The sequence below is a fragment of the Paraburkholderia fungorum genome, from assembly GCF_046026025.1.
Classification (GTDB): Bacteria; Pseudomonadota; Gammaproteobacteria; order Burkholderiales; family Burkholderiaceae; genus Paraburkholderia; species Paraburkholderia fungorum_E.
On sequence record NZ_JAQQFL010000031.1, the window covers coordinates 82,773 to 106,596 of the forward strand.

The window sequence follows — 23,824 nt, forward strand, 5'->3', positions numbered from 1 at the left end:
GGGGCGACATCGAACCATAAAGGAGACATCGCATGAAATTGACTCGACTGGGTGCTGCGCTCGCAGCAGGCGCTCTTACGGTGGGCGTGATTGCCGCTGCGCACGCGGCAACCAACGAGACGATCGTCACGGTCGTCAAGGTGACCGGTATCAACTGGTTCAACCGGATGGACGACGGCGTCAAGCAGTTCGCGAAAGACAACCCGGGCGTGACCGCGTATCAGACCGGTCCCGGCCGCGCGGACGCGGCACAGCAACTGAAGATCATTGAAGACCTGATCGCCAAGAAGGTCACCGCGATTGCCGTGGTGCCCTACGATCCGCCGACGCTCGAACCCGCGCTGAAAAAGGCGATGGATCGCGGTATCAAGGTGGTGACGCATGAAGCCGACAATGCGAAGAATACGATGGTCGACATCGAAGCATTCGACAACACCGCCTACGGCGCCGGCCTGAACGAGCGTCTCGCCTCGTGCATGCACGACGACGGCAAGTGGGTGGCGCTGGTCGGTTCGTTAGGCAGCCGCTCGCAGGTGCAATGGGCCGACGGCGGGATCGGCAACGCCAAGGCCAAATATCCGAAGATGGATCTGGTCGAACCGAAACTCGAAACCAATAACGACGGCGAGCGCGCCTATGAAGTCGCGAAGGAAGTGCTGCGCAAGCATCCCGACCTGAAGGGCTTCCAGGGCTCGTCCTCGCTCGACGTGATCGGCATTGGCCGTGCGGTCGAAGAAGCTGGCATGCAGGGCAAGATCTGCGTATACGGCACGGGCCTGCCGACTGAAGCGGGCAAGTTCCTCGAGAGCGGCGCGATCAACGGCATCGCATTCTGGGACCCCAAGCTTGCGGGTATCGCAATGAATAAGGTCGCGCAGATGCTGATCGATGGCAAGACGGTCGAGAACGGCGCCGATCTCGGCATTCCGGGCTACACGAAAGTCACCGTCGCCAAGGGGCCGGGCAAGGGGATTATCGTGCGCGGCCAGGGCTGGGTGAACGTCGACAAATCGAACTACAAGCAGTATCCGTTCTGATCGGGCTTGAGTCTTTTGCTTCATGTGTCACGGCGTCCCCCTTTGGGGGGGCTTCCTTCAAGGCGTGCCCGCATGGGCACACCTTAACTTGCGACTCGCCATCATGAATCAAGACGTATCGTCACCGCAGCAGTCCGGTACCTCACAACCGTTTCTTCAGGTTGTCGGCGTGCACAAGCGTTTCACCGGCGTGCACGCGTTGCGCGGGGTGAGCCTGTCGTTCGAGCGCGGTCAGATTTATCACCTGCTCGGCGAGAACGGCTGCGGCAAGAGCACGCTCATCAAGATCATCTCCGGTGCGCAGCCGCCCGACGAAGGCGAGCTCGTGATCGAAGGCGTTCGGCATGCGCGGCTCTCCGCACTGGAATCGCTGGCTGCGGGAATCGAGACCGTCTATCAGGATCTTTCGCTGCTGCCCAACATGAACGTGGCGGAAAACGTCGCGCTCACCGCCGAGCTGGCCACGCACGAAGGCCGGCTCGCGCGGACCTTCGACCGGCGCGCGCTCGCGCGCACGGCGGCCCGCGCGCTGGAAGCGGTGGGCCTGCCCGGCGACGCTGAGTTTCAGGCGACCCTGATCGAGCAATTGCCGCTCGCCACGCGTCAGCTCGTTGCGATTGCGCGCGCGATTGCCAGCGAGGCGAAGTTCGTCATCATGGACGAGCCCACCACGTCGCTTACCCAAAAGGAAGTCGACAATCTGATCGCCGTGCTCGCGAATCTGCGTGCGCAAGGCGTCACGGTGCTGTTCGTGAGCCACAAGCTCGACGAGTGTTACGCCATCGGCGGCGAGGTCATCGTGCTGCGCGACGGTCAGAAAATGGCGCAGGGACCGATCGCGCAATTCACCAAAGCGCAGATCAGCGAACTGATGACGGGGCGCCACCTGTCGAACGAACGCTATCGTGAAGGCGCGTTTAGCCAGGAGGTCGTGCTCGACGTGCGCGGCTTCACGCGCGCGGGCCAATTCAGCGACGTATCGTTCACGCTGCATGGCGGCGAGATTCTCGGCATCACCGGTCTGCTCGATTCGGGGCGCAACGAACTTGCACGCGCACTCGCGGGCGTTGCCCCGGCGCAATCGGGTCAGATAATGCTCGACGGTAAGGCGATTTCATTGCGTACGCCTTCGGACGCGAAACATCATCGCATTGGCTACGTGCCGGAAGACCGCCTGAACGAAGGGCTGTTTCTCGACAAACCGATCCGCGACAACGTGATCACCGCCATGATCTCCAGCCTGAGAGACCGGTTTGGCCAGATCGACCGCGCGCGTGCGCAGGCACTCGCGGAACAGACGGTGAAGGATTTGCAGATCGCGACGCCCGGGGTCGACAAACCCGTGCAGTCGCTCTCGGGCGGTAATCAGCAGCGCGTGCTGATCGGCCGCTGGCTGGCGATCGATCCGCGCGTGCTGATTCTGCATGGGCCGACGGTCGGCGTCGACGTCGGATCGAAGGACATCATCTACCGCATCATGCAGCGCCTGTCGCAACGCGGCATTGGCATCATTCTGATCAGCGACGACCTGCCCGAGCTGCTGCAGAACTGCGACCGTATCCTGATGATGAAGAAGGGACGTGTGGCGAGCCAGTATCAGGCCGACACGCTGAGCGAAGGCGACCTGTATCGCGCGCTGCTTTCAGAAGCGGCATAAGGAGCCCGATACCCATGAACTCGCGGATCCCCTCGCACATGAACCAGACCATGACCACCCCGAGCGTTGTTGAAGTCGCCCCCGAGGTCAAGCCGCCCACCTTGCGGGCCAGGCTCTCGCGCAACCCCGAATGGTTCACCGTCGCCTTGATCGCGGCGACGTGCGTGATTGTCGGCGCGATCAATCCGCGCTTCTTTCAACTCGCGACGCTATTCGATCTGCTGCATTCCGCCACCACGATGTCGCTTTTCGCGCTGGGCACGCTCGTCGTGCTCGCGTCCGGCGGTATCGACGTCTCATTCACGGCCATCGCCGCGCTGACGATGTACGGCATCACGAAGGCGGTGTTCGCATGGTGGCCGGACGCGCCGTTCGCGCTGATTCTGATCACCGGCGCGCTGGGCGGTGTGTTGCTCGGTCTCATCAACGGCCTGCTGGTGCATCGTTTGAAGGCGCCTTCGCTGATCGTCACGATCGGCACGCAGTACCTGTATCGCGGCCTGCTGTTGACGTTCATCGGCACGACGTTCTTCATGAACATTCCGCACAGCATGGATCATTTTGGCCGGATTCCGCTGTTTTTCTATCACACCAGCGAAGGCCTGCGCGCCGTGTTGCCGATTTCTGTGCTGGCGCTAGTAGCGGCCGCCGGTGTGACGTGGTGGCTGCTGAACCGGACCATGATGGGGCGCGGTGTCTATGCAATGGGCGGCAGCCTCGCGATCGCCGAGCGGCTCGGCTACAACCTGCGCGCGATCCATCTGTTCGTGTTCGGTTATACCGGCATGCTTGCCGGTATTGCGGGCATTCTGCATGTATCGAACAACCGGCTCGCGAATCCGTTCGATCTGGTGGGCTCGGAACTCGATGTGATCGCCGCGGTGATCCTGGGCGGCGCGCGCATTACGGGCGGCACGGGTACGGTGGCCGGCACGTTGCTTGGTGTGGTGCTGGTCACGCTGATCAACAGCGTGCTGATTCTGGTTGGCGTGCCGAGTACCTGGCAGAAGGTGATTATCGGCGCGTTCATTCTGATCGCCGGGACGCTGTTTGCCTTGCAGCGCAAAAGCTGAAAACTGAAGGGCGGCTACGCTGGCCGCTCGATGGCGCGATGCCGGGCGGCGCTCGCGCATTTATTTGCGCTTGCGAAGCTCCTGGCCTTTTTCGGTGATGATGGAATCGAAGTCGTCGACTTGCGAGAAGCGTACCGCCTTGACGACTCCGAACTTGCTCTGGTCCACAACCAGATGCCGTTCGACGGCGCTCGCCATGGCCGCCTGCTTGAGCGCGACTTCGTGAAAATTCCAGCACGTTACGCCGCGTGCGTTATCGACACCGCCCGCGGAAATAAACGCTTTGTTGATGCCCATGCGGCGCAGCATCTCCAGGCTCTCTTCGCCCGAAAATGAATCGGAAGACGGCACGTAGACGCCGCCCAACAGGATCATCCGCACATTCGGCTTGCGCCGCAGAATCTCCGCCACGTTCAGCGAATAGCAGACCACGGTGACGTGACGCTCGAGCGGAATCAGGCGCGCAAGCGTGGTGAGCGTCGTGCCGCAATCGATGAAGATCGTTTCGTGGTCGACGACGAGCTTTGCCGCGATCGCGGATGCTTCCGCCTTGGCCTGGGCGAAATGGTCCTTCTCTTCTTCGAGCGAATAGCCGGCGGTGTTGGGTACGTCAGTCGCGCTGACGATGTAGCCGCCGAGATACGTGAATCGTTCCGGACTGCCTGCGATATCGCGCCGGACAGTCATCTCCGATACGTCCAGCAGGCTGGCGGCGTCGCGCAGGCGCATGACGCTCTGCTTGGCCAGCGCATCGGCGAGGGCGCGGAGGCGATCGGGTTTCAGCATGGAGGTCCTGTCGCGCAGTGTGAGGCGCAGTGTAGAGGCGCGTTATGTTTTGTTCGCGTTGGTGGGAGAATTATAACAAGAGGTCGTCTGCGCGGCGAGCCTGTTTGTGCGTCGAATGTGAAGACTCGCTCGAATCGGGAACGGAAAAAAGCCTTTAGCCCGATGGGCTAAAGGCGCGTTACCGGCGAATCAGGCGGCGTGCCGGGTCAGAACCGGTAGCTCACACCAATCTGCACCACCGGATACAGCTTGTAGCGCTCCAGCTTGTTGCTGAGGTTCTGTTCTTCCTGATCGATGTTCGCTTGCGTCGTAAAGGCCGAATAGATTTGCGGCACGCTGTACGAAGTATGTGGGCGGCCATAGGCCACGCCGAGATCGAGCGTCAGACCAAAACCTTTCGAAACCGGTTTGTGGCCGTAACCGATACCCAGGTAAGGCATCACGCGCGGCATGGTGGCGGTGACTGAAGGCGCGGCGCCTACGGCCGGTACGAAGTCGTTGCCGATCTTGTAGTTGCCTTGCGCGTTCGGTGTTGCGTGGGCCGTCAGTTCGTCGTCGTTGATCAGCGCGCCGGCCGTCACGCGAAAACCGCTCGACGCAAACGGGAACAGATCGAGATACAAGCCGCCTTGCAGCAGCTTGAGATGGCCGTCGTAATCGTTCCCGCTGACGTTGACCGAATGCGAGAAACCGAGACCTTCGAATTCCGCATGCACGCCGGCCCACGAGTTCAACGGCAGCGCGGCGCCAATCCCTGCGCCGAGTGTGCCGCCGTGTACATAGACTTCCTGCGCATGCGTGGCACTCGCCATCATCATCGCCATCGCCGCGACCAGAGCCGCTCTTTTCACCTGATTCACCGCAGAGTCTCCAACAAGGGGTTAATTCCGTGCTGGCGACTTTAAGGTTTAACCGTGCGGTTCAAACCGGCGAAAAGCGGGGAGTTATGGCAACTCATCGCGCTCAAGTTTTCGCGCGCGATGAAACGGGAAGAAATGACCTGTCACGCGTGACAAACAGGTGACGGAAATCGGCCTATTGATCAGACGAGTGCTGTTTTAAAGGGCTATTCGGCGAGTCGCGGGAATTGTTCGGACGAATCGACTGTCGGCGCGGCGGTGATGTCGAATGCGCAGGCGAGGAGCAAAGCGGAAAGTGAAGCGGAAAGCGTGGACGACCACCATTGTCTCGCGGGCGGCCGAGTGGAGACAGAGCCTGGTGTGGGGAGCGGGCTGCGGCAACGTGGCGGGTTCTCCACCCGGTGCCGCAGCCGCTTAACGCAGACTGCGCGGAGCTTGCGATTACTGCTTGATGCCTTCAGCCTGAATATGCAGCGTGGTCTGCATCTTGAAGCCATAGGTCTTGCCGAAGTCGACGCCGAAATCGTCGCGATTGAACGTTGCAGTCGATTCGGTGCCGCACACTTCGCGCTTGAGCATCGGGTTCATGATGCACTTGAACGATTCGATCTTCAGGTTGACCGGCTTGGTGACGCCGTGCATGGTCAGCGTGCCGATCACTTCCACCGGCTTGTCGCCGTCGAAACGGATCTGCGTACCCTTGTAGGTCGCGCTCGGATACTTTGCGGCGTCGAAGAACTTCTCCGTGACCAGTTCCGAGTCGAGCTTGTCGTTACCGATGTCGATCGAGCTCATGTCGATCGTCACGTCCACCGTGCCGGTCTTCGCCGCGCGATCCAGCACCACGGTGCCGCTGCTCTTCTTGAACTTGCCGCGCCAGATCGACAGGCCGCCGAAGTGGTCGGTTTCGAAGCTCGGGTAGGTGTGCATGGGATCAAGCTGATACGTATCGGCGGCCATGGCGTTGAACGACATAGCGGCGGCCAGCGCGCCCGCGGCGAGCAAAAGTTGTTTCTTCAAGTGATTCTCCAGGTTTCAGAAAGTGTTGCGACGCTTGGGTGTATTCCGTTACTTCTTCGAAGCGACGATGTGAAATTTGATGACGACTTCGTCGGCGACAACCGACGTGTCTTTCCATTCGCCCGTACCGACATCGAACTGCGAGCGTTTGATCGGCAAGGCGCCGTCGAAGGTCTGGGCGTTGCCCTGGCTGGCGATCGTGACGGGCACCACGACGGTTTGCGATTTGCCTTTGATGGTGAGCTTGCCGGTGATCTTGTACTGATTGCCGCCGGCCGGCGCGATCGCACTCGAGACGAATGTGGCGACCGGATAGGTTGCGCTATCGAACCATTCCTTGCCTTGGGCCTGCTTGTTGTAATCGTCCGCGCCGAGGTCATAGCTGCCAGTGTCGATCGATACGTTGGCGCTGCCGGCGGTCGGCTTGGCCGGATCGAAATTCAGCTGCGCCGAAAACTTCTTGAACTTGCCGTCCACCGGCACGTTCATCTGCTTGGTCGTGGCGACGACGCTGCTTTTGCTCGTGTCGACATCGGCGTGCGCGAGGCCCGCACCGAAGAACGAGAGGGCGGCGGCGCCGGCCAGAATGGAGTGATAAAAGCTTGATTTCATAGTGGTACGCATCCTATCGAACCCGCGCGCGCCGATTGCACGCTGCTGGGAATTAAATTGCCAACGGGCTGTAGCGAATCGCCTGTGACTCGCCTGTGACCCGTCCGTGACCCGCCAATGACTCATTTGAGGAACGGAATCATCCGCGCCAGCAATCCGTCGCGGTCGACAAATTGATGCTTGAGCGCCGCGAGTACATGCATGACAACGAGCGTCAGTAACGTGTAGTTGAGCAGTACGTGGACTGTGCGCAGGCTTGCCTTGAGCGCCTGATCAGGGCCGATGAGGGTGGGCAGCGGCACGATGCCGAGGTACACCACCTGAATGCCCGCGGCGGAGCTATAGAAGTAGCCGGACAGCGGAATGGCCAGCATCAGTACGTAGAGCACGCCATGCACGAGATGGGCTGCCGCCTTCTGCCACGTGGGTGTAGCGCTATCCAGCGCCGGCGCGCGGTGAGTGGCGCGCCACAGCACGCGGGCCACGCCCAGCGCGAAGACGGTCACGCCGATCCACTTGTGCCACGAGAAGTACTTCAGCTTGGTGGGCGTAAAGCCGGGGATATCGGTCATGATCCAGCCGATATAGAACCCGCAGGTGATCAGCAATGCAATCAGCCAGTGCAAGGCGATGGCTGGGCCGCTGTAATGCTCGACGTCTGAAGGACGGGGTTTCATGCGGGGTTTCATGGATTCATGCTCGCTATTCGTGATGCGCGTGATGCTTACCGCGTGCGGTATGTCGCGTGTGAATGCGGATAGTAGGGATGCCAATGAAAACTGAATAGACGGGCGGAAGAGAACAGATTGTTCCAGCCGTGACGTTAATGGGGAGGGAAGAAATGCACATGACCGCCTGAATGGCGTGGCACGCCACTTGCGCCCCGGTCCCGGCCGCACTGTGGTCATGGGTTATGCTGCGCTCCATTAGCGAGTTCCATTACCGCGCTCGAGCGCAATCAGAAATCAGAAATCAGAATCAGGACCTGGCCAGTGAATTCCGTCTTTCTATCCTGGGGTATCGCCATCGCCGCCACGGCGGGCGTCATCACCCGTCCGTTCAAATGGCCGGAGGCTGTGTGGGCCGTCGCCGGCGCGTTATTACTCGTATCGCTGGGCCTGCTTCCCGTCGATCTGGCCATCGAGGCGGTCGGCAAAGGCACCGACGTCTACCTCTTCCTGTTCGGCATGATGCTGCTATCGGAAGTCGGGCGTCGCGAAGGCCTGTTCGACTGGGTCGCCGTGTTCGCGGTCAACCACGCCAAAGGTTCGCCGCGAAAGCTCTTTTTGCTGGTCTATCTGGTCGGTGTGGTCATCACGGCTTTTCTTTCCAATGACGCCACCGCGGTTGTGCTCACGCCGGCGGTATTTGCCGCCGCCAGGAAAGCGAAGACGGATCCGTTGCCCTTGCTCTTCATCTGCGCATTCATCGCGAATGCCGCGAGTTTCGTGCTGCCGATTTCGAACCCGGCCAATATCGTGCTTTACGGCAATCACACACCCGCGCTCGGTGCGTGGCTGATGCGCTTCACGCTGCCTTCGCTGCTGTCGATTGTCGCGACCTATGCACTGTTGCGCTGGACCCAGCGCGATGCGCTCGCCGGCACCTGCGAGACCGATCTCGAACCGCTCGTGCTGTCGTCGAGCGGGCGCGTTGCGCTGGCGGGTATTGCGGTGACGGCGGCCGTGCTGCTGACGGTTTCCGCCTTCGATGTCCCGCTCGGCCTGCCTACCGCGATACTCGGTGCGCTAACCGCCGCGGTCGTGCTGATCCAGGAGCGCAAATCACCGCTGCCGATGATCCAGGAAATATCGTGGAGCGTGCTGCCGCTGGTCGCCGCCTTGTTCGTGCTGGTCGAAATGCTCGATCAAACCGGCGTCATCAAGACGCTCGTCAATCTGCTGCGAGACGCGACACAGCACAGTGAGTTCGCGACCGCCGGCTGGGCGGGCGGCATCATCGCGATCGGCAGCAATCTGATGAACAATTTGCCGGCGGGCCTGATCGCCAGTTCGACCGTGATGCAGGCGCATAGTCCGGAGCGGGTGATCGACGCGCTCCTGATTGGCGTCGATCTGGGGCCGAACCTGTCGATCACGGGCTCGCTTGCAACCATCCTCTGGCTCAACGCCATTCGCCGCGAGGGCGAGGACGTGAGCTTCATGACGTTCCTGAAAGTGGGGATCGTGGTGATGCTGCCGGCCCTTGCGCTGGCGCTTGCCGCGCGGATCCTGATCTAGGTCCCGGTAGGACGCAAGGGTGGCTTGGCCACCAGCGTTCGCACGGACTGTTCGAGTGCGCGCAGCACGACGTCGAGCCGCGCGAGGCGTGCGCGCTGTGAGGGCATCAGCGATGTTTGAGGAAGCGAGACCAAGCGCTGGCGCCAATACGACAAAGGAATGCGATCGTTGGCGGAAATCTGCCCGAATACGAGTTCGAGATGGGCAATCTCTTTGTCTATCTGTTGAAAGCTCATCTATCGTTCCTGAAGAAGAGATGAATGGGCAACGGAACGGCGCGGACGGGAGGGCGGCTGCCGGACAGACAGGTCTGACGGTCTAACGGTCTAACCAATGGACACGCCTGATGGCCGTACAAGTAAGTAGCAAGCGCCGTACCGCACGCCGCCATGTTGAGTTGACATCGAGCTTTCAAACGCCTGTATTTGTCTGACGGGTTGACGCCGTCCGGTTAGGGCGGCCTTCGGAAGAGGCAAATCTTCTGCATGATTTATTTCGCGCCAGCCACGGGAACGGGAGCGGGCGGAGGCGCCACCACATAGACTGGTTTGACCGGCGTGTAGCCGTAGTAATAGACGGGGCGTGGCGGCGGTGCGTAGACCACGGTAGCGGGGAGGGCGACGATCACCCGGGCGAACACCGTGGACCAGCAGGCGAGACCGATGGCGGTGAAGGTAGAGGCGCAGACGAGACGAATACTCACTTGATACTCCTGAGGCATTTTGAACGGCACAGGCGCGTCTTCCGGTCAGCCAGCAACGAGACTGATTCGGATTGCTTGAGAACCCGCCGGAACCGCTGACGTGCTTGAGGTCCTTGAGGTCATTGAGGCGCTTAAGATGGGTGTGGCGCCGGCAGACGAAAGATACGCAAATGGCGTTCGAAACGGCAGCGCGAACTTATTTCGTTTCATGTCGCGCGAAAGTGGGCGAGGAGATAGGCCTGCCGGTGCACGAAGCGGGTGCCGCGTTGGAAAGGCAACGCATGCCCGCCGCGCCTGTGTCACGAAGCCATGAAATATGACGACATGATTCTGAAATTGCCTTCGGGCTGCGCTTGCCCAAGAATGCGGCCTGTCATCGAACGGATCGCGGCGGTTTGCAGGCGACGCACGATGGCTCAATCGAAGGAGTCAGTCATGAAGAAGTTGATCGCCGTTGTGCTGCTGTGCTGCGCATCCACCGTCACGTTCGCCCAAACGGCACAAACGGCCGCACCGCAGGGAGGCAATCCCCAGCGCATGGAACGCATGGCGCAACAACTGCAAACGCGCTTTGCGAATGCCAACACCACGAACGACGGCAAGCTCACGAGACAACAGGCCGCTGCCGGCATGCCGATGGTCGCGAAGCATTTCGATGAAATCGACACGCAGAAAGCGGGCTACATCACGCTGCCGCAGATCGTGGCATTCATGCAGGAACGCGGGGCAGCGCACTGAGCCGCGCGGATATCGGCAGGATCGTAGAATTGGCGTTTATGCTGTCGTTCTACGCGCGGATGCAGCGCCCGGCCGGACGGCACGCGGCGCGCCATGCACCGCCTGGCGCTTGAATCGAGGAGCTTTCGTATGGAACGCCCCGCCAAGATTATCGTGCTCGACGACGAAGCCGAACTGCGCAACATGCTGCAGCGTTTCCTGCGCGGCCACGGTTTCGACGTGCGCGTCGCGGAGGACGGCAAGCGTCTCGACCGTTATCTGGAGCGCGAGCCGTTCGACCTGCTGGTGCTCGATCTGATGATCGGCGAAGAAGACGGCCTTGCCATCTGCGCCCGGTTGCGCGAGCAAGGGCAAACGCTGCCGATCCTGATGCTGACCGCCAAGGGCGATCCGCTCGACAAGGTGGCCGGCCTCGAAACCGGCGCCGACGACTATCTCGCCAAACCCTTCCTGCCGCGTGAACTGGTGGCACGGATCAATGCGCTGCTGCGCCGCCAGAAGATGGCCTCGGGCGATGTCACCGTGACGTCGCAGAGCGTGCGTTTCGGCGAATTCAGTCTCGACGTCGGCAAGCAGCAGTTGTCGCGTGGTGGAGCGTTGCTGGAGATTCATTCGGCGCAGATGCTGCTGCTGGTTGCGCTGGCTTCGTCGCCGAACCGGCCCGTGAGCCGCGACAATCTGCTCGCGCGCGCCCGTGGGCGTGAACACGATGCGCTCGATCGCAGTATCGACGTCCAGGTGCTGCGGCTGCGGCAGATCGTCGAGGATGACCCGTCGAAACCGCGCTTCATCAAGACCGTGTGGGGCGTCGGCTACATGCTGGTCGCGGACGTCGACTCATGACGCGCGCGTGGCTGCAGCGGGTGCTGCCAAGAACGCTATTGGCGCGCAATATCGTCCTGCTGATCGTGCTGGTGATGCTAAGCCAGGTGTGTTCGCTCGGCGTGTTGCTGCACTACGTGCAGCGGCCCCGTGTCGAGCGCGCGGGCGCGGTGTTCGCCACCTATGTGACGACGCTCGATGGTCTGCTTCAAGCCACGCCGCCGAACGCGCGCGCCGAATTGACCGCGCGCCTCGATGCTCGCGCGCAGCTTCCCGCCGAAGCCACCGTTGAGCCGGCGCCCAGTTTATTGCGCGCCTATCGCAGTTATCAGCGCAGCGTGTTTCTCGACAGCTTGCGCGCGCACCTGCCTGCCGACATGCCCGCGCTCTGGCAGTCCGAAGGCGGCCAACGCCTGTGGATTCGCATGCGTGCGCCGGCCGATGCGCCGCACGCGCCGTACTGGATCGCGCTGCCGATTCCGGAGGACGCGCAAGGCGCCGGACTCGACGTCGCGATCCTGCTGTCGCTCGGGTTGGGCGCACTGGCGGCATTGACCGGCTACGTGATCCAGCGCCACCTCAACCAGCCGCTCCGGCAATTGACGCGCGCGGCGCGCCGCGTGAGCGCCGGCGAAACGCCTGCGCCGCTGCCGACCGACGGCCCAACCGAGATCGCCACCGTAAGCAGTGCATTCAATCAGATGACGCATGCGTTGCAGCAAGCCGAGGCGACACGCGCGCTGATGCTGGCGGGCATCTCACACGACATCCGCACACCGCTCACCAAGCTGCGGCTTTCGATGGCCATGGCGATGCCGGACGGCAGCGACAGCGGTTTCGTGGTCGCCGCCGAGTCTTATCTGGACCAGATCGAGACGATCTTGCAGCAATTCATGGATTACGCGGGCAGTGGCGAGCGTGAAGCCGCCGAGCCTGGCGATCTCAATGTGTTGATCGAAAGGCTCGCCGGCGATTTCGCGGGGCTGGGCCATGAGTTCGCACTGTCGCTCGCGGTTTTGCCCGCCATCGCGTATCGGCCGATCAGTATGATGCGGCTCCTGATGAACCTCATGCAGAACGCGATCGTCTATGGTGGCAGCGGACTCGCCGTGCGGAGTTGGGCCACGGCCGAAGCGGTGTATGTGGCGGTTGGCGATCGTGGCAAAGGGCTTCGCGCTGAGGAGCTGGAACAGTTGAAAGCGCCGTTTCAGCGTGGCCGCAATGCTCGCGCGCATAGTGGCGGCACCGGGCTGGGGCTTGCGATCGTCGAGCGGATCGCGCGGCTGCACCACGGCGGCCTGCAGTTTCATGCGCGCGAGGGTGGTGGGCTGGAAGTGTGGGTGGTGTTGCCGCTGGCGCCCTCGCTCGCGCCTTAGTCGAACTCGCTCATTTCCTGTCCAGCCACGCGTCCAGTCCCACCCGGAACGCGACGCCCGCGATAACCGGCACGGTCAGCATCAGAATGATGCCGAAGTTGGGAATCTCGTCGCCGTACGTAATCGGGCCGTAGAGTACAACCGTCGCCACGATCGCGAAGACCACCACGCCGACCGCAACCATCAGAAGGTTGCGCGACATAATGGACAGATCCTTGCGCTTTGCCTTGTCCGGCTTGGCGCTGGCAGTGGGAACTTCGTCGTGTTGGGCGGGCATGATGGTTCTCGTGGCTAGAAGAAGTGCCGCGCAAGACGCGGCTGCAACTACAAATCGAAACGTAAAGACAAGGCGCGGTAACAACGCGCAGTAACACGGCGTAATGCCAACGCGTGGCGATGATTCGCACACTGACTGGCGCGCGTTCGCATCATACCCAGGGTCGTTCGCGCCGCGCACATCAGGCCGCGCCGGCCAGCAATCCCGCAGTGACGATCAGCAGCACGAAGGCGGTAATCGCGCCAAACCGGTAGTCGCGTTGATGCAGGAACATCCCTAACATCAATATAAGCCGCATTACCGGTAACAGGATGAAAAGCGCGATGCCGGCGGTCACAACAGGCATGCCGGGCAGAGCGCTTTCGAGGGGGCTTTCGCGATTGCTCAGAAGGCTGATTGCAAGGCCGGTCGCAATGATGCCCGTTGCCACCCATGTGCCGCAATGCAGGAGCTTCGCGAGCCAGTGTTCGAGCCGTCCCACGGTCGATACGATGCGGTTCATGCCGACACCCCGCCGAGCCGGACGCCGAATGCTTCGAGCAGCATCTGCACGGCGAGCACCGTAAGCACTACGACAAAGAGCACGCGCAGCTTGTCGCCCGATACGCGCGTGAGAACGCGTGCGCCGAGTACCGCGCCAACCACCGAGCCCAATGCCACCGGGCCGGCGATTGCAGCCACGATCTCGCCGCGCAGGAAGTAAGCACCGGCGCTGGCCGTTGCCGTCACGCCGATCATGAAATTGGAGGTGGCGGACGAGACTTTGATCGGCAGGCGCAGTGCCGTATCCATTGCCGGAATCTTGAGCACGCCGCTGCCGATGCCGAGCAGCGCCGAAATCAGACCCGCCCCATACATCAGGGACAAGCCCAGGGGCACGCGTTGCACACGATAGTCGACGTCGCGTCCGAGCGCGCGGTCCGGATAGCTCGAATCCAGTTGCAACGACGCGCCCCACGACGGTGCGCCCGCCGCGTGCGCGCCGAGGCTCGCGATCGGATCGGCGCGCCGGGCGAGCATTTGCTGGGCGGAGAGCAGCAGAACGACGGCGAAAATGAAAAACAGCACCGGCACCGGGATGAGTCCGCTCAGCAGCACGCCCGACAATGCGCCCAGCGTGGTGGCGGTTTCCAGAACCACGGCGAGACGAATGTTGGTCAGGCGGCCGCGCAGGAAGGGCGCGGCGCCCCCGCACGAACAGGCGATCACCGAAACGATGCTGGCGCCAATCGCGACGTGAATGTCGAGGTGACCGAACATGGTCAGGATGGGTACGATAAAAATGCCGCTTGCCATGCCGAGCATGCCGCCCAGCGCGCTTGCGCCAAGCGACACCGCGAAGAGCCACAGGACGTAGCTCAGATCCGCCGCATGCGCGCCGGTCATGGACGGTTCGGCTTGCGCCGGGCGAGACGGGTAGTGAACTGGATCTGATCGCCGCGGTAATACAGCTTTTCATAGTCGACCGGACGATTTTCGCCGCTATACGAGGTTCGCTCGATCAGGAAAATCGGGCTGCCCGCGTCGACCTCGAGGGCCCGCGCCACGGCCGCGTCTGCAGCGATTGCTTCGAGCCGGTATTCGGCCTCGATTAGCGCGATACCGTATTTCTCCTCGAGCAGCGTAAAGATCGGTTCCGCCTCGAGATCGTTTTCGACGATCTTTTCGCCGATGTCTTGCGGCAGCCAGGTTTCGTCGAACGAAAGCGGCGTGCCGTCGGCGATGCGCACGCGTTGAATGTGGACGACGGGCGTGCCCGGTTCGAGCGCAAGCCTGGCCGCGACGGCCTCGCTCGCGTTTTCGATTCGTCTGGCCAGCAGGCGCGCGCTCGGATGGCGGCCGTGCGCACGCATATCCTCGACAAAGCCGCTCAATTCGGTCAGCGGCTGGGTGAGGCGTGGCTGGGTGACGAAGGTGCCTTTGCCGCGGCGGATTTCAATCAGGCCGCGCGTAATCAGGTTCTGCACCGTTTTTTGCAGCGTGGTGCGGCTGACGTTGAAACTTGCCAGCAGGCTCGCTTCATTGGGCAACTGTGTGCCGGGTGAATACGTGCCGTCTGCGATTCGCGCGGCGAGTACCGCTTCGACCTGTGCGTAAAGAGGGAGTTGGTTGCTTCTGTCCGTGTTCATAGGAGACATCATGACGTCATGATGTCTTGGTGTCAAGGCGTGGTATCGAGGGTGAAGCGAGGGACGAAGAGGTTACGGAAGAGGGCGAGACGGGTGCCCAGAATGGTCATCGGCAAACGCGCGTTGCGCTGCTATTGATCTTCGAAGCTATTGATCTTCGAAGCTATTGGTCTACAGATCGCGCCTGGCGACCGTGCCGCCGACAGAGGACAGCTTGCGACCCGTCGCTGCCGGTCGACCCGTTGCTGTTGCAACGGCCGTTCAGTTTGAGCGCGCAGGATTCATTCTTGACGAACCAGGGGGCATTACCGAACGCGGCTGGATCGCATCGATCGCGACCTGAGCTGCGCCAGCTCTTTGTCAGTAAGCGCGTATTCGCTGGAATCAAGCAGGCGAGCCAAGGCAAGGTCCAGGAACGCTCGGACTCGCTTGGGCTGTGCCGCCCGGCTTCCGTAGTACACGTGCAAACCGATGTGCGCACTCATGTGCTGCAGGAGAACCGGCACCAGTCGTCCTGCCCGGATGTGGGGCGCCGCCGAGAAGCTCGCGAGCTGACCGATTACTTGCCCCGAGAGCACGGCTTGCAACTCCAGCTCCGCGTCGTTCGTCGCGAACGCAGGGGACATCTGCCGATATTCGAGCTTGCCATCCACGCTCAAGTACCAGGGCGCCACCTTGCCGGTGGCCGAATGCCGGAACACGCTGCAGCGATGCGCCGCCAGCTCAGCAAGCGTCGATGGGGCTCCGTACGCTTTCAGGTAGCCGGGCGCCGCGCACACGATCATCTGGATCGGGAAGAGTTGCCGGGCAATCACGCCCTCGCTGGCCGACGCGCCGATCCTGAAGCCGACATCGACCCGGTCCAACACCCAGTTGCCGATTCCGTCATCAAGCTGGACGTCCGGCTGGATACCGGGGTAGTCCAGGCAGAACTCGTCGAGCAGCGGCATGAGGATGGCGGCGAACGACGATTTCGGCCCAACGATCCGCAGCGGCCCCGCGATCTCATCCTTGGACTCGCGCGCGAGAGCCAGAGCCCTATCCAGCGCCGCCAGGGCGGGCTGCGTGTTCTCCAGGAACCGTTGACCTTCCTCAGTGAGGGCGAGGCTGCGCGTTGTCCGATGCAACAGGCGGACGCCCAGATGCTGTTCCAACTGCGCAATGGCCTGACTGGCAGCCTGGGGCGTGACGCCCTGGGCCAGCGCCGCCTGCCGGATGCTGCCGAGTTCCACTGCTTTGCCGAATGTTGCAATGGCCTTGAAATCGTTGATGGGCATAGTCGATTCTTCTGCTGAAGCACGGACGGAAGCGTCGCGTGGGCCATCCAGTATCAACCTGAGCTTGATACTGGTGCAAGACGCAATCGACTAGTCGCTTGAAACCGCGGCGCCTAAAGTAATGGGCATCGGGCCACCGCCCTCGTCGTCGGCAACGGGGAGTGCATCCTGCATACCGCCAACGGCTTTCAACACTAAGGACAGACCATGCAACACGTGACCCTGAACAATGGGATGAAGATGCCGATCCTCGGCTACGGCGTTTTCCAGATCGCCGACGAGGCGGAATGCGAACGCTGCGTCGTGGACGCGGTGCAGGCCGGCTATCGCCTCATCGACACCGCTGCGTCCTATAAGAACGAGGAGGCGACTGGGCGTGGCCTCAAGCGTTGCGGGGTACCCCGCGACCAGCTTTTCGTCACCAGCAAGCTGTGGGTTGAGGATGCTGGCTATGAACGTGCCCGAATGGCCATCGACCAGTCGCTGAAGCGACTCGGCCTCGATTACCTCGACCTGTTCCTGATCCATCAGCCGTTCTCAGACGTTCACGGCGCGTGGCGAGCGATGGAGGAGGCGCATCGCGCCGGCAAGCTGCGTGCGATCGGACTGAGCAACTTCCAGCCGGATCGCCTGATGGACATCACGGCTTTCAATGAGGTTTTGCCTGCTGTCAATCAGATTGAGGTCAACCCCTTTCATCAGCAGGCCGGGAGCGTCGATTTCATGCGCGAGCTTGGCGTTCAGCCGGAGGCCTGGGCGCCCTTCGCTGAAGGACGGAACAACCTGTTCCAGAACGAGCGGCTGCTGACGATTGCCGCGCGCCACGGCAAGACCGTGGGGCAAGTCGTGCTGCGATGGCTGGTTCAGCGCGGCGTCGTTACCCTTGCGAAGTCCGTGCGAAAAGAACGGATGCTGGAAAACCTGGCCGTGTTCGACTTCGAGTTGTCCGGGGAAGACATGCAGGTCGTCGCAACGCTGGAGACCGGCGCGAGCAGCTTCTTCTCGCATCGCGATCCGGCGATCGTGAAGTGGATGAGCGAACGAAAACTGGGCCTCTGACGAGCGTTCTGGTCGACCAGGGAAATTCAAGGCCGGAATGGGCAAGGTGCCTCGACGAAGGTGCCTCTAGCGACATTTGTGAATGCACTGGGTCGCAAGTCGGGCTGAGGAGCGGGCTGGAACCCAGGCTGGAATCCAGGCACCAGGCGATGAGAGATATCTGTTCCTGGGCAGCTTACATGCCACCAAACGGTTTCTTCACCGTCAGCTTGTTAGTCACCGACGTTACGCCCGAAACGCCCTTCGCGATCGCCCCGACCGTGCCGATCTGGGCAGCCTCGGCGACCGTGCCATTCAGTGTCACCGCCCCGTCTTTCGCGACCACGCTGATTTCTCCAGCGCTAATTTCCTTGTCCTTCCCGATGGCGGCATAAACCCTACGGCGCAGGGCGCGGTCAGCTTTCCTGCCTGCGGGAGTCACAGCGCCCGATGCCGCCATGGTGGAAGCACGTTGCGCATCGGTAGGTGCGCTCACCGCGTTACCGCCCTGGGACCATACCGCCGTGGACGCTACAACGAACCACGCGGCGATTGCCAACTCGAGTGCCTTAATTGTTTTCATGGATTACTCCGGTTCTTGAGGATAACGAAATCAGAAACTATGGCGAATGCCAACCATGGCCGCGGTGGTGGACATTCCTGGCGCAACCGGCGCGCCATAGATAATCGTCTGATTCATCGTCCCCTTGTTGTTGACATAGCCAACCTGCGCGTATGCCTTGGTCCTCGCAGACAGGTTGTATTCCGCGCCTATGGCGAACTCGCTCGAGTGATTGGCTGAATTGTTCCGGTCTTTCAGGTAGTAGTAGCCGGACGTGATCTTGAACGCGGGACTGAACTGGTAGCCAAGGCCGCCTGACGCCATTTCGAAGTCGGCGCTATTGCTCTTCGCCGGGTTCCTGGCAATGGCGTACGAGGCGGACACCGAAAAGCCGCTGATCGTGTACATCGCACCGAAATAGTAGAAGCGGTTGTTGTCCAGGCCGGTTGCCGGTGCAGCCGGAGCCGCTGGATAAGTGAGCGGATAGGGGTTGGTGTCATGCCCGTTGTAGTACACCGCGGACAGATTCAGACCGTAATTCGAATACTTGAGCACAGCCGACTCACGCGTGCCGCCCTGGAACTGTCCCGCGACTCCGCCCGGCGCGAACTCGAGCGCAAGCGTTGCGCCATAGAATTTCGGCGACGTGTAGACCAGCGCGTTGCTGTCATACAGTGCGCCGACCGGAGCATTCGTGCTGGTGCCGGGCCAGCCGGCCGCCTGATTGATGCCCAGCCATGCAGTCAGGATGCTGCCGAAATACTGCGCGCCGCGTACGTCCGTTTCCGCCATCGCGTAGATCATCGGGACGATCTGCCGGCCGGCGTCGAACGTGCCAAACGGCCCGCTTGCCCCGATCGTCGCATACTGGTTGAAGAGCGCGGTTGTGCCCGGTGTGTCGGACAGCCCGGACTTGCCGTTCGTGGTGTTGAATGTGCCTTGCAGCTTGAAGGTGATTTTGTAGCCGCCGCCGATGTCCTCGATTCCCTTCAAGCCCCAGTAGCTGGAATAGATGCCGCCGTCCTTGAGTTGATATACGTGTCCCAGGTTGTGTGCGGCCGGCTGGAACGTTGCAGCCGATGTGCTCTGATAGAGGAGTCCAGTGTCGAGTACGCCATAGAGCGTAACCGACGACTGGGCATGGGCTGCCGTCGAAAAAACTATCAGCACTGCCAGGCTACCTGATTTGAATTTCATTGTGTCTCCGCCGGGTTTGGGGTGCGCCGGGTGGGCCCGGCAGCTTATGGTTTATTGCTCGAATGAAACGGGGTTACTGCCGCGTCGGTATCTCAGGCCGACAAGTCGTCATCGTCCGGCCGCTTGTTCCCGCGGGGGACTGGCAGCAGGGTCCTCGAGACTGACGAATAGCTGTCCGTCAATGACCCGGACCGGGAAAGTCGTCAGGCTCAAGCCAACTGCGCCTGGCATGCAGCCGGTGCGTAGGTCGAACCGCAGGCCGTGCGCGGGGCAGCTCAGCACGCACCCGTCGAGCCGACCGTTTGCGACTGAGGCCCCCTGGTGGGGACAGGAATCGTCAATCGCGTGGATCGTGCCTTCGATGTTAAAAAGCACAACACCGCGGCCGTTGCTGAAGACCAGTTTTCGCTGGCCCGGCCCGAGTTCGTCGAGCGTGCCAACCGGTAGCTGATCAGACGAGTTCACGGATCAGTGTCTCCGCCATCGGCCATTCACCAAACCCCGCAGCGGGGTTCAGATGAGCGACTTCGCCAAGATCGACGAGGCGACTGCCCCAATCTTTCGCCATCGCCGCGGTACGTTCGAACTGCGCGAGCGGATCGTTGCGGCTCGCACCGACGATGCTCGGAAACGGGAGCGGCTTTCGTGGAATCGGTTGCCAACCATTCTGAGCGAGTGCATCGAAGTCCGGATAGCCTGCCGGCAACGGCGTCTCGAGGTCGGCCGGAGCAGCAAGCAATGCGCCGTGAATCTTGCGGCTGTGCTGCTGGGCCCAATGCACGGTGATCATCACGCCCGCGCTATGCGCAACCAGAATCACGGATCCATCGATTTTTTCGAGTGCAGCATCGAGCGCCGCGACGCGTGCCGCGCAACTGAGTTTGTCGTGTTCGAGCGGCGGCACCGAGATCGCCTTGGGCAACTTTTGCTCCAGCAACGTTTGCCAATGCTCTGCGACGTGATCGCGCAAGCCGGGCACCATCAGGATGGTTGGTGTCATATCGCGAGTCTCATTGAGCGGTCTCATTAAGCGGTCTTATTCCTGATCAGTACGGCTTGTCGCCGACAATTCCGGCGCGCTCCATCTTGCGGTGACACGGCTGGTAGTCCATTACTGCATAGTGCTGCGTGCTGCGGTTGTCCCAGATCGCGATGCTGTTGGATTTCCAGCGCCAGCGGACCTGATACTCCGGAATGTAGGCCTGGCTGATGAGATGGCGCAGCAACTCGCCCGCGCCCGGATTGGCGTCCTGTCCGAAGCGCACCCGCGCCGGTGTGTGGTAGTTGGTGAAGTGGGTGGTGAAGGCATTCACGAACAGCACCTTCTCCCCGGTCTCCGGGTGCGTGCGCACAACCGGGTGCTCCGCGTCGGGGAATTGCGTCTTCAGAGCGAGGCGCTTTTCGATCGGCATCGCTGCGCCGAAGCTCGCCTCGATGCTGTGGCGGGCGCGCAGGTCGGCGATCTGGGTCTTGACGTGCTCTGGCAGGTTTTCGTAGGCAAGGACCATGTTCGCCCACATCGTGTCACCGCCGACCGGCGGGCACTCCACGCAGCGCAGCACAGCGCCGAACTGCGGCGCCTCGCGCCAGGTAGCATCCGCGTGCCACGCGTTTTCATAACGGTCGTTAGGCTGTTCCGGGTTCTTGTAAATGCGCACAAGGCCCGGATGTTCCGGGTCGCTGCCGGCGACAGGATGGTCCTCCAGTTCGCCGAAACGGCGCGCAAACGCAACATGCTCGGCGCGCGAGATGTCCTGGTCGCGCAGGAACAACACCCGGTGTTTGAGCAGCGTCGCACGGATCTCGGCAAACAGGCCGTCGTCTTCAATGGCATCGGCAAGATTCACGCCGAGCAGTTCGGCGCCGATGGCGCACGTCAATTGTTCGACTCGCATGGCGTTCTCCTCAGATGACGAAGACTGACGAACCGGTCGTCTTGCGCGATTCAAGGTCACGGTGGGCCTGCGCCGCGTCCTCCAGCGCGTAACGCTGATTGAGTTCGATCTTGATTCGGCCCGCCGCGACGTGCCCGAAGAGTTCGCCGGCGAGTTCGTCCTTTTCGGCGGGGTCGGCGATATAGTCCGCGAGCGCAGGGCGCGTCAGGTAGAGCGAGCCCTTCATTGCGAGAATCTGTGGGTTGAACGGCGGAATCGGACCAGACGCCGTGCCGACGCAGACCATCAACCCACGGCGCCTGAGGGAATCGAGCGACGACTCGAAGGTATCCTTGCCGACGCTGTCGAACACGACGTCCACGCCGACGCCGTTGGTCAATTCGCGCACGCGCTTCGCCACGTCTTCCCTGCTGTAGTAGACGATGTGGTCGCAGCCGTGCGCACGGGCCACTTCGCCCTTGGCCTCGTTCGAAACGGTGCCGATCACCGTGATACCCATCAGCTTCGCCCATTGCGACACAATCAGGCCGACTCCGCCGGCGGCGGCATGCAGCAGGATGGTGTCACCTGCCTTGAAATTGTGAATGCGGCGCATCAGGTACGACGAGGTCAGGCCTCGCATCGTCATGCCGGCGGCCGTTTCGCAGGAGATCGCGTCCGGCAGCTTGATGAGCGGCGCGGCCAGGACCAGGCGTTCGGTGCTGTAGGCGCCGAGTGTGTTGAGAAAGCCGGTGTACGTCACGCGATCGCCGACGGCGACGTTGGTCACCTCGGAGCCGATTGCCTCGACGACACCTGCAGCCTCGACACCCATGCCTGCGGGCAGCGGCACGGGATACAGGCCGCTACGGAAGTAGGTGTCGGCGAAATTCAGGCCCACTGCCTCGTGGCGCAAGCGAACCTGTCCGGGGCCGGGATCGCCCACTTCAACGGTTTCGTAACGCAAAACTTCGGGACCGCCGGTTTCATGGAAGCGCACTGCTTTTGCCATATCGATTCACCTATCCTTTACTTGAACTGCAAATTTATTCGGCTTGAGATGGGGCTGTCCGTTCCGCTCTCAGGCGCACTTGCCTGGTCGAAACGCAGCGGGTGACTAGCCGGCCTCTTCGCGCAGTGCATTCACGCGATCGACATCGACGCCGTAGTTCCGCTTGCCAATGAAGAAGGCGATAGCCGCGGCGAGAGGGGCAAACGGTACGAGTTGCAACGCGCCGAGCAGCCCGATCCGGTCAGCCACGATGCCCGTCAGGACGGCAGCAGGAGCCAGTCCCAGCAGGTTGTTCGCAAGTGTCAGCGTGGCAAACGCCGACGCGTGGATCGACGGCGGGGTGAGATTCGCCACCATGGCACCCGAGGGGCCGGTCGCGCCTGCGCTGAAGAACATGCCTGCACCAATCACGACGAGCTGTGCCGGACCCGCCGGCATCCGAAAACCGATCGTGAGCAAAACGAAACAGATCAGACAGAAGGTGACGGCTGTGCTCCACTTCCTTTCCCGGTCATGCTTGCTGAGCCGGTCGGTCAGAATTCCGCACACCACCATGCCGAAAGCGGTTGCCAGCACGAACACTGCCGCGCTCATTGCCGCCTTGCCGGTGGACATGCCGTAATAGCGATTCAGGAAGCTGGGCATCCACGCCCATACGGCTGCCGGGACCAGCAGATGGATACCGCTGCCGACGTAGGCGCACACAACTGACCTTGTCGAAAAGAGTCCTTTCATCAGCGCGCGGAAGCTCATGCATACACTGCGGCCCTGCGTTTGCCGGATCACACTGGCGGGTTGCAGCCGCGCCAGCCGTTTTTCGGTGACGGCAAACCGATAGATAACCAGCAGCACGATTCCCAAGGCCGCCATTGCGCCGAATGCCGCGCGCCAGCCAAGGTGAGCCGCAACTGTCCCCCCAAGCGCCATGCCCAGCACTGAACCGAATGCTCCGCCGGCCATGAATGCGGCGGTGAGCGTGGAGCGTAGCCGGGCCGGAAAGATGCTGAGGACGACCGCGATGCCGACACTGCCATAGGCGGCTTCACCGATACCCACGAAGGCGCGTGCGAACAGCATTTCGTTATAGTTCGTCGAGAGCGCACAGCCGAGCGTCGCGAGGCTCCACATCGCCGCCATCAGGACAATGCTCTTCACGCGGCCCCAGCGGTCGGCGAGCACCGACAGCGGAAACGTGAGCACGCCGACCATCAGCGCGACCACACTGCTCAGCGAACCCAGCCGGGTGTCGGAAAGATGCCACGTGGCCTTGAGCATTGGAAACACTGCGTTCAACACCTGCCGCGACATGTAGTCGGAAAGCAGCAACCCGACCGTCAGGGCAAATACCACCCATGCGTACACGCGCACGTCTTTTTGCGTTGTCGAAACATCGGCCGTCGCGGGCCCGGCGTGCGTGAACATGAGTCGTCTCCTTCGTGTCCAGCTCGTTGGTGGTCACCGTTGCCCTGCAAGGCAAAGGGGCCTTTGTGGTTACCGTGCAACCTTCCCCCGGCAATTCGGGGCACTACCTCTG

At 61.8% G+C, this 23,824-nt stretch carries 27 protein-coding genes; 8 read left to right on the forward strand and 19 right to left on the reverse strand.

The window, feature by feature from the left end; translation table 11 throughout:
* The first annotated feature begins 32 nt into the window (after nt 1-32).
* From PQR67_RS28410 to PQR67_RS28420, 3 genes are all read left to right on the forward strand, one after another.
* The gene (locus tag PQR67_RS28410; protein ID WP_408466162.1) at nt 33-1,037 is read left to right on the forward strand and encodes an autoinducer 2 ABC transporter substrate-binding protein; all 1,005 of its coding nucleotides are present in this window, start codon (nt 33-35) and stop codon (nt 1,035-1,037) included.
* Between the two features lie 103 nt (nt 1,038-1,140).
* The gene (locus tag PQR67_RS28415) at nt 1,141-2,694 is read left to right on the forward strand and encodes a sugar ABC transporter ATP-binding protein (protein ID WP_408466163.1); all 1,554 of its coding nucleotides are present in this window, start codon (nt 1,141-1,143) and stop codon (nt 2,692-2,694) included.
* A gap of 14 nt (nt 2,695-2,708) precedes the next feature.
* A complete protein-coding gene (locus PQR67_RS28420; RefSeq protein WP_408466164.1) occupies nt 2,709-3,767 on the forward strand; it encodes an ABC transporter permease in 1,059 nt (352 codons plus the stop codon).
* Nucleotides 3,768-3,827: 60 nt separating this feature from the next.
* Here PQR67_RS28420 and PQR67_RS28425 read toward each other — a convergent pair whose 3' ends face one another.
* The 5 genes from PQR67_RS28425 to PQR67_RS28445 all read right to left on the reverse strand — a co-directional run bounded on the left by PQR67_RS28425 (nt 3,828) and on the right by PQR67_RS28445 (nt 7,722).
* Nucleotides 3,828-4,553: a DeoR/GlpR family DNA-binding transcription regulator gene (locus PQR67_RS28425; protein WP_408466165.1), complete on the reverse strand. Its 726-nt coding sequence runs from the start codon at nt 4,551-4,553 to the stop codon at nt 3,828-3,830.
* 206 nt (nt 4,554-4,759) lie between these two features.
* Nucleotides 4,760-5,377: a hypothetical protein gene (locus PQR67_RS28430; protein ID WP_408466200.1), complete on the reverse strand. Its 618-nt coding sequence runs from the start codon at nt 5,375-5,377 to the stop codon at nt 4,760-4,762.
* Between the two features lie 477 nt (nt 5,378-5,854).
* Nucleotides 5,855-6,433 (reverse strand): YceI family protein, encoded by a 579-nt coding sequence (locus tag PQR67_RS28435; RefSeq protein ID WP_408466166.1) that lies wholly within the window; start codon nt 6,431-6,433, stop codon nt 5,855-5,857.
* A gap of 48 nt (nt 6,434-6,481) precedes the next feature.
* Nucleotides 6,482-7,045 (reverse strand): YceI family protein, encoded by a 564-nt coding sequence (locus PQR67_RS28440; RefSeq protein WP_408466167.1) that lies wholly within the window; start codon nt 7,043-7,045, stop codon nt 6,482-6,484.
* 122 nt (nt 7,046-7,167) lie between these two features.
* Complete coding sequence (locus tag PQR67_RS28445) at nt 7,168-7,722, reverse strand: cytochrome b (protein WP_408466168.1); 555 nt, start codon at nt 7,720-7,722, stop codon at nt 7,168-7,170.
* Nucleotides 7,723-8,037: 315 nt separating this feature from the next.
* Between PQR67_RS28445 and PQR67_RS28450 the strand changes: the two genes are divergently transcribed.
* Entirely contained in the window at nt 8,038-9,285 is a 1,248-nt protein-coding gene (locus PQR67_RS28450) for an arsenic transporter (RefSeq protein WP_408466169.1), read from the forward strand.
* Here PQR67_RS28450 and PQR67_RS28455 read toward each other — a convergent pair.
* Entirely contained in the window at nt 9,282-9,521 is a 240-nt protein-coding gene (locus PQR67_RS28455) for a hypothetical protein (RefSeq protein ID WP_408466170.1), read from the reverse strand. The genes PQR67_RS28450 and PQR67_RS28455 overlap by 4 nt on opposite strands.
* 254 nt (nt 9,522-9,775) lie before the next feature.
* Complete coding sequence (locus PQR67_RS28460; protein WP_408466171.1) at nt 9,776-9,988, reverse strand: hypothetical protein; 213 nt, start codon at nt 9,986-9,988, stop codon at nt 9,776-9,778.
* A 435-nt stretch (nt 9,989-10,423) separates the two neighbouring features.
* Here PQR67_RS28460 and PQR67_RS28465 point away from each other — a divergent pair, with 435 nt between their 5' ends.
* The 3 genes from PQR67_RS28465 (at nt 10,424) to PQR67_RS28475 (ending at nt 12,924) form a co-directional block, all read left to right on the forward strand.
* The gene (locus PQR67_RS28465) at nt 10,424-10,726 is read left to right on the forward strand and encodes an EF-hand domain-containing protein (protein WP_408466172.1); all 303 of its coding nucleotides are present in this window, start codon (nt 10,424-10,426) and stop codon (nt 10,724-10,726) included.
* 129 nt (nt 10,727-10,855) lie between these two features.
* A complete protein-coding gene (locus tag PQR67_RS28470; protein WP_408466173.1) occupies nt 10,856-11,569 on the forward strand; it encodes a response regulator in 714 nt (237 codons plus the stop codon).
* Nucleotides 11,566-12,924: an ATP-binding protein gene (locus PQR67_RS28475; RefSeq protein WP_408466174.1), complete on the forward strand. Its 1,359-nt coding sequence runs from the start codon at nt 11,566-11,568 to the stop codon at nt 12,922-12,924. The genes PQR67_RS28470 and PQR67_RS28475 overlap by 4 nt, the downstream gene beginning before the upstream one ends.
* A gap of 10 nt (nt 12,925-12,934) precedes the next feature.
* Here the strand turns inward: PQR67_RS28475 and PQR67_RS28480 are convergent, their stop codons facing one another.
* From PQR67_RS28480 to PQR67_RS28500, 5 genes are all read right to left on the reverse strand, one after another.
* Entirely contained in the window at nt 12,935-13,201 is a 267-nt protein-coding gene (locus PQR67_RS28480; protein WP_408466175.1) for a hypothetical protein, read from the reverse strand.
* Between the two features lie 181 nt (nt 13,202-13,382).
* On the reverse strand, nt 13,383-13,703 hold the full coding sequence (locus PQR67_RS28485; protein WP_408466176.1) for a DUF1634 domain-containing protein: 321 nt from the start codon (nt 13,701-13,703) through the stop codon (nt 13,383-13,385).
* Nucleotides 13,700-14,587 carry a sulfite exporter TauE/SafE family protein gene (locus tag PQR67_RS28490; protein WP_408466177.1) on the reverse strand — a complete coding sequence of 296 codons (888 nt, stop codon included), beginning with the start codon at nt 14,585-14,587 and terminating at the stop codon, nt 13,700-13,702. The genes PQR67_RS28485 and PQR67_RS28490 overlap by 4 nt, the downstream gene beginning before the upstream one ends.
* Nucleotides 14,584-15,330 carry a GntR family transcriptional regulator gene (locus PQR67_RS28495; RefSeq protein ID WP_408466178.1) on the reverse strand — a complete coding sequence of 249 codons (747 nt, stop codon included), beginning with the start codon at nt 15,328-15,330 and terminating at the stop codon, nt 14,584-14,586. Before PQR67_RS28495 ends, PQR67_RS28490 begins: the two co-directional genes overlap by 4 nt.
* 305 nt (nt 15,331-15,635) lie before the next feature.
* Complete coding sequence (locus PQR67_RS28500) at nt 15,636-16,607, reverse strand: LysR family transcriptional regulator (RefSeq protein ID WP_408466179.1); 972 nt, start codon at nt 16,605-16,607, stop codon at nt 15,636-15,638.
* Between the two features lie 207 nt (nt 16,608-16,814).
* Between PQR67_RS28500 and PQR67_RS28505 the strand changes: the two genes are divergently transcribed.
* Nucleotides 16,815-17,666, forward strand: coding sequence for an aldo/keto reductase (locus tag PQR67_RS28505; RefSeq protein ID WP_408466180.1), 852 nt, complete (start codon nt 16,815-16,817; stop codon nt 17,664-17,666).
* Between the two features lie 175 nt (nt 17,667-17,841).
* On the opposite strand, the gene PQR67_RS28510 is transcribed toward PQR67_RS28505, so the two are convergent.
* The 7 genes from PQR67_RS28510 to PQR67_RS28540 form a co-directional block, all read right to left on the reverse strand.
* Nucleotides 17,842-18,228 (reverse strand): BON domain-containing protein, encoded by a 387-nt coding sequence (locus tag PQR67_RS28510; RefSeq protein ID WP_408466181.1) that lies wholly within the window; start codon nt 18,226-18,228, stop codon nt 17,842-17,844.
* Nucleotides 18,229-18,258: 30 nt separating this feature from the next.
* A complete protein-coding gene (locus PQR67_RS28515; protein WP_408466182.1) occupies nt 18,259-19,404 on the reverse strand; it encodes a porin in 1,146 nt (381 codons plus the stop codon).
* A 108-nt stretch (nt 19,405-19,512) separates the two neighbouring features.
* Nucleotides 19,513-19,869, reverse strand: coding sequence for a Rieske (2Fe-2S) protein (locus tag PQR67_RS28520; protein ID WP_408466183.1), 357 nt, complete (start codon nt 19,867-19,869; stop codon nt 19,513-19,515).
* On the reverse strand, nt 19,856-20,404 hold the full coding sequence (locus tag PQR67_RS28525; RefSeq protein ID WP_408466184.1) for an RBBP9/YdeN family alpha/beta hydrolase: 549 nt from the start codon (nt 20,402-20,404) through the stop codon (nt 19,856-19,858). Before PQR67_RS28525 ends, PQR67_RS28520 begins: the two co-directional genes overlap by 14 nt.
* Before the next feature lie 46 nt (nt 20,405-20,450).
* Complete coding sequence (locus PQR67_RS28530) at nt 20,451-21,299, reverse strand: TauD/TfdA dioxygenase family protein (RefSeq protein WP_408466185.1); 849 nt, start codon at nt 21,297-21,299, stop codon at nt 20,451-20,453.
* 10 nt (nt 21,300-21,309) lie between these two features.
* A complete protein-coding gene (locus tag PQR67_RS28535; RefSeq protein ID WP_408466186.1) occupies nt 21,310-22,290 on the reverse strand; it encodes a quinone oxidoreductase family protein in 981 nt (326 codons plus the stop codon).
* A gap of 105 nt (nt 22,291-22,395) precedes the next feature.
* Nucleotides 22,396-23,712, reverse strand: coding sequence for an MFS transporter (locus PQR67_RS28540; RefSeq protein WP_408466187.1), 1,317 nt, complete (start codon nt 23,710-23,712; stop codon nt 22,396-22,398).
* Nucleotides 23,713-23,824 lie beyond the last annotated feature (112 nt).

Coding starts and splice junctions, on each gene's coding strand:
- PQR67_RS28430 (WP_408466200.1), bottom strand. CDS start 5,377: ATGGCGATGATGATGGCGAGTGCCACGCATGCGCAGGAAGTCTATGTA.
- PQR67_RS28505 (WP_408466180.1), top strand. CDS start 16,815: ATGCAACACGTGACCCTGAACAATGGGATGAAGATGCCGATCCTCGGC.
- PQR67_RS28410 (WP_408466162.1), top strand. CDS start 33: ATGAAATTGACTCGACTGGGTGCTGCGCTCGCAGCAGGCGCTCTTACG.
- PQR67_RS28415 (WP_408466163.1), top strand. CDS start 1,141: ATGAATCAAGACGTATCGTCACCGCAGCAGTCCGGTACCTCACAACCG.
- PQR67_RS28510 (WP_408466181.1), bottom strand. CDS start 18,228: ATGAAAACAATTAAGGCACTCGAGTTGGCAATCGCCGCGTGGTTCGTT.
- PQR67_RS28470 (WP_408466173.1), top strand. CDS start 10,856: ATGGAACGCCCCGCCAAGATTATCGTGCTCGACGACGAAGCCGAACTG.
- PQR67_RS28465 (WP_408466172.1), top strand. CDS start 10,424: ATGAAGAAGTTGATCGCCGTTGTGCTGCTGTGCTGCGCATCCACCGTC.
- PQR67_RS28525 (WP_408466184.1), bottom strand. CDS start 20,404: ATGACACCAACCATCCTGATGGTGCCCGGCTTGCGCGATCACGTCGCA.
- PQR67_RS28475 (WP_408466174.1), top strand. CDS start 11,566: ATGACGCGCGCGTGGCTGCAGCGGGTGCTGCCAAGAACGCTATTGGCG.
- PQR67_RS28500 (WP_408466179.1), bottom strand. CDS start 16,607: ATGCCCATCAACGATTTCAAGGCCATTGCAACATTCGGCAAAGCAGTG.
- PQR67_RS28440 (WP_408466167.1), bottom strand. CDS start 7,045: ATGAAATCAAGCTTTTATCACTCCATTCTGGCCGGCGCCGCCGCCCTC.
- PQR67_RS28495 (WP_408466178.1), bottom strand. CDS start 15,330: ATGAACACGGACAGAAGCAACCAACTCCCTCTTTACGCACAGGTCGAA.
- PQR67_RS28445 (WP_408466168.1), bottom strand. CDS start 7,722: ATGAAACCCCGTCCTTCAGACGTCGAGCATTACAGCGGCCCAGCCATC.
- PQR67_RS28490 (WP_408466177.1), bottom strand. CDS start 14,587: ATGACCGGCGCGCATGCGGCGGATCTGAGCTACGTCCTGTGGCTCTTC.
- PQR67_RS28455 (WP_408466170.1), bottom strand. CDS start 9,521: ATGAGCTTTCAACAGATAGACAAAGAGATTGCCCATCTCGAACTCGTA.
- PQR67_RS28485 (WP_408466176.1), bottom strand. CDS start 13,703: ATGAACCGCATCGTATCGACCGTGGGACGGCTCGAACACTGGCTCGCG.
- PQR67_RS28425 (WP_408466165.1), bottom strand. CDS start 4,553: ATGCTGAAACCCGATCGCCTCCGCGCCCTCGCCGATGCGCTGGCCAAG.
- PQR67_RS28480 (WP_408466175.1), bottom strand. CDS start 13,201: ATGCCCGCCCAACACGACGAAGTTCCCACTGCCAGCGCCAAGCCGGAC.
- PQR67_RS28530 (WP_408466185.1), bottom strand. CDS start 21,299: ATGCGAGTCGAACAATTGACGTGCGCCATCGGCGCCGAACTGCTCGGC.
- PQR67_RS28420 (WP_408466164.1), top strand. CDS start 2,709: ATGAACTCGCGGATCCCCTCGCACATGAACCAGACCATGACCACCCCG.
- PQR67_RS28535 (WP_408466186.1), bottom strand. CDS start 22,290: ATGGCAAAAGCAGTGCGCTTCCATGAAACCGGCGGTCCCGAAGTTTTG.
- PQR67_RS28540 (WP_408466187.1), bottom strand. CDS start 23,712: ATGTTCACGCACGCCGGGCCCGCGACGGCCGATGTTTCGACAACGCAA.
- PQR67_RS28515 (WP_408466182.1), bottom strand. CDS start 19,404: ATGAAATTCAAATCAGGTAGCCTGGCAGTGCTGATAGTTTTTTCGACG.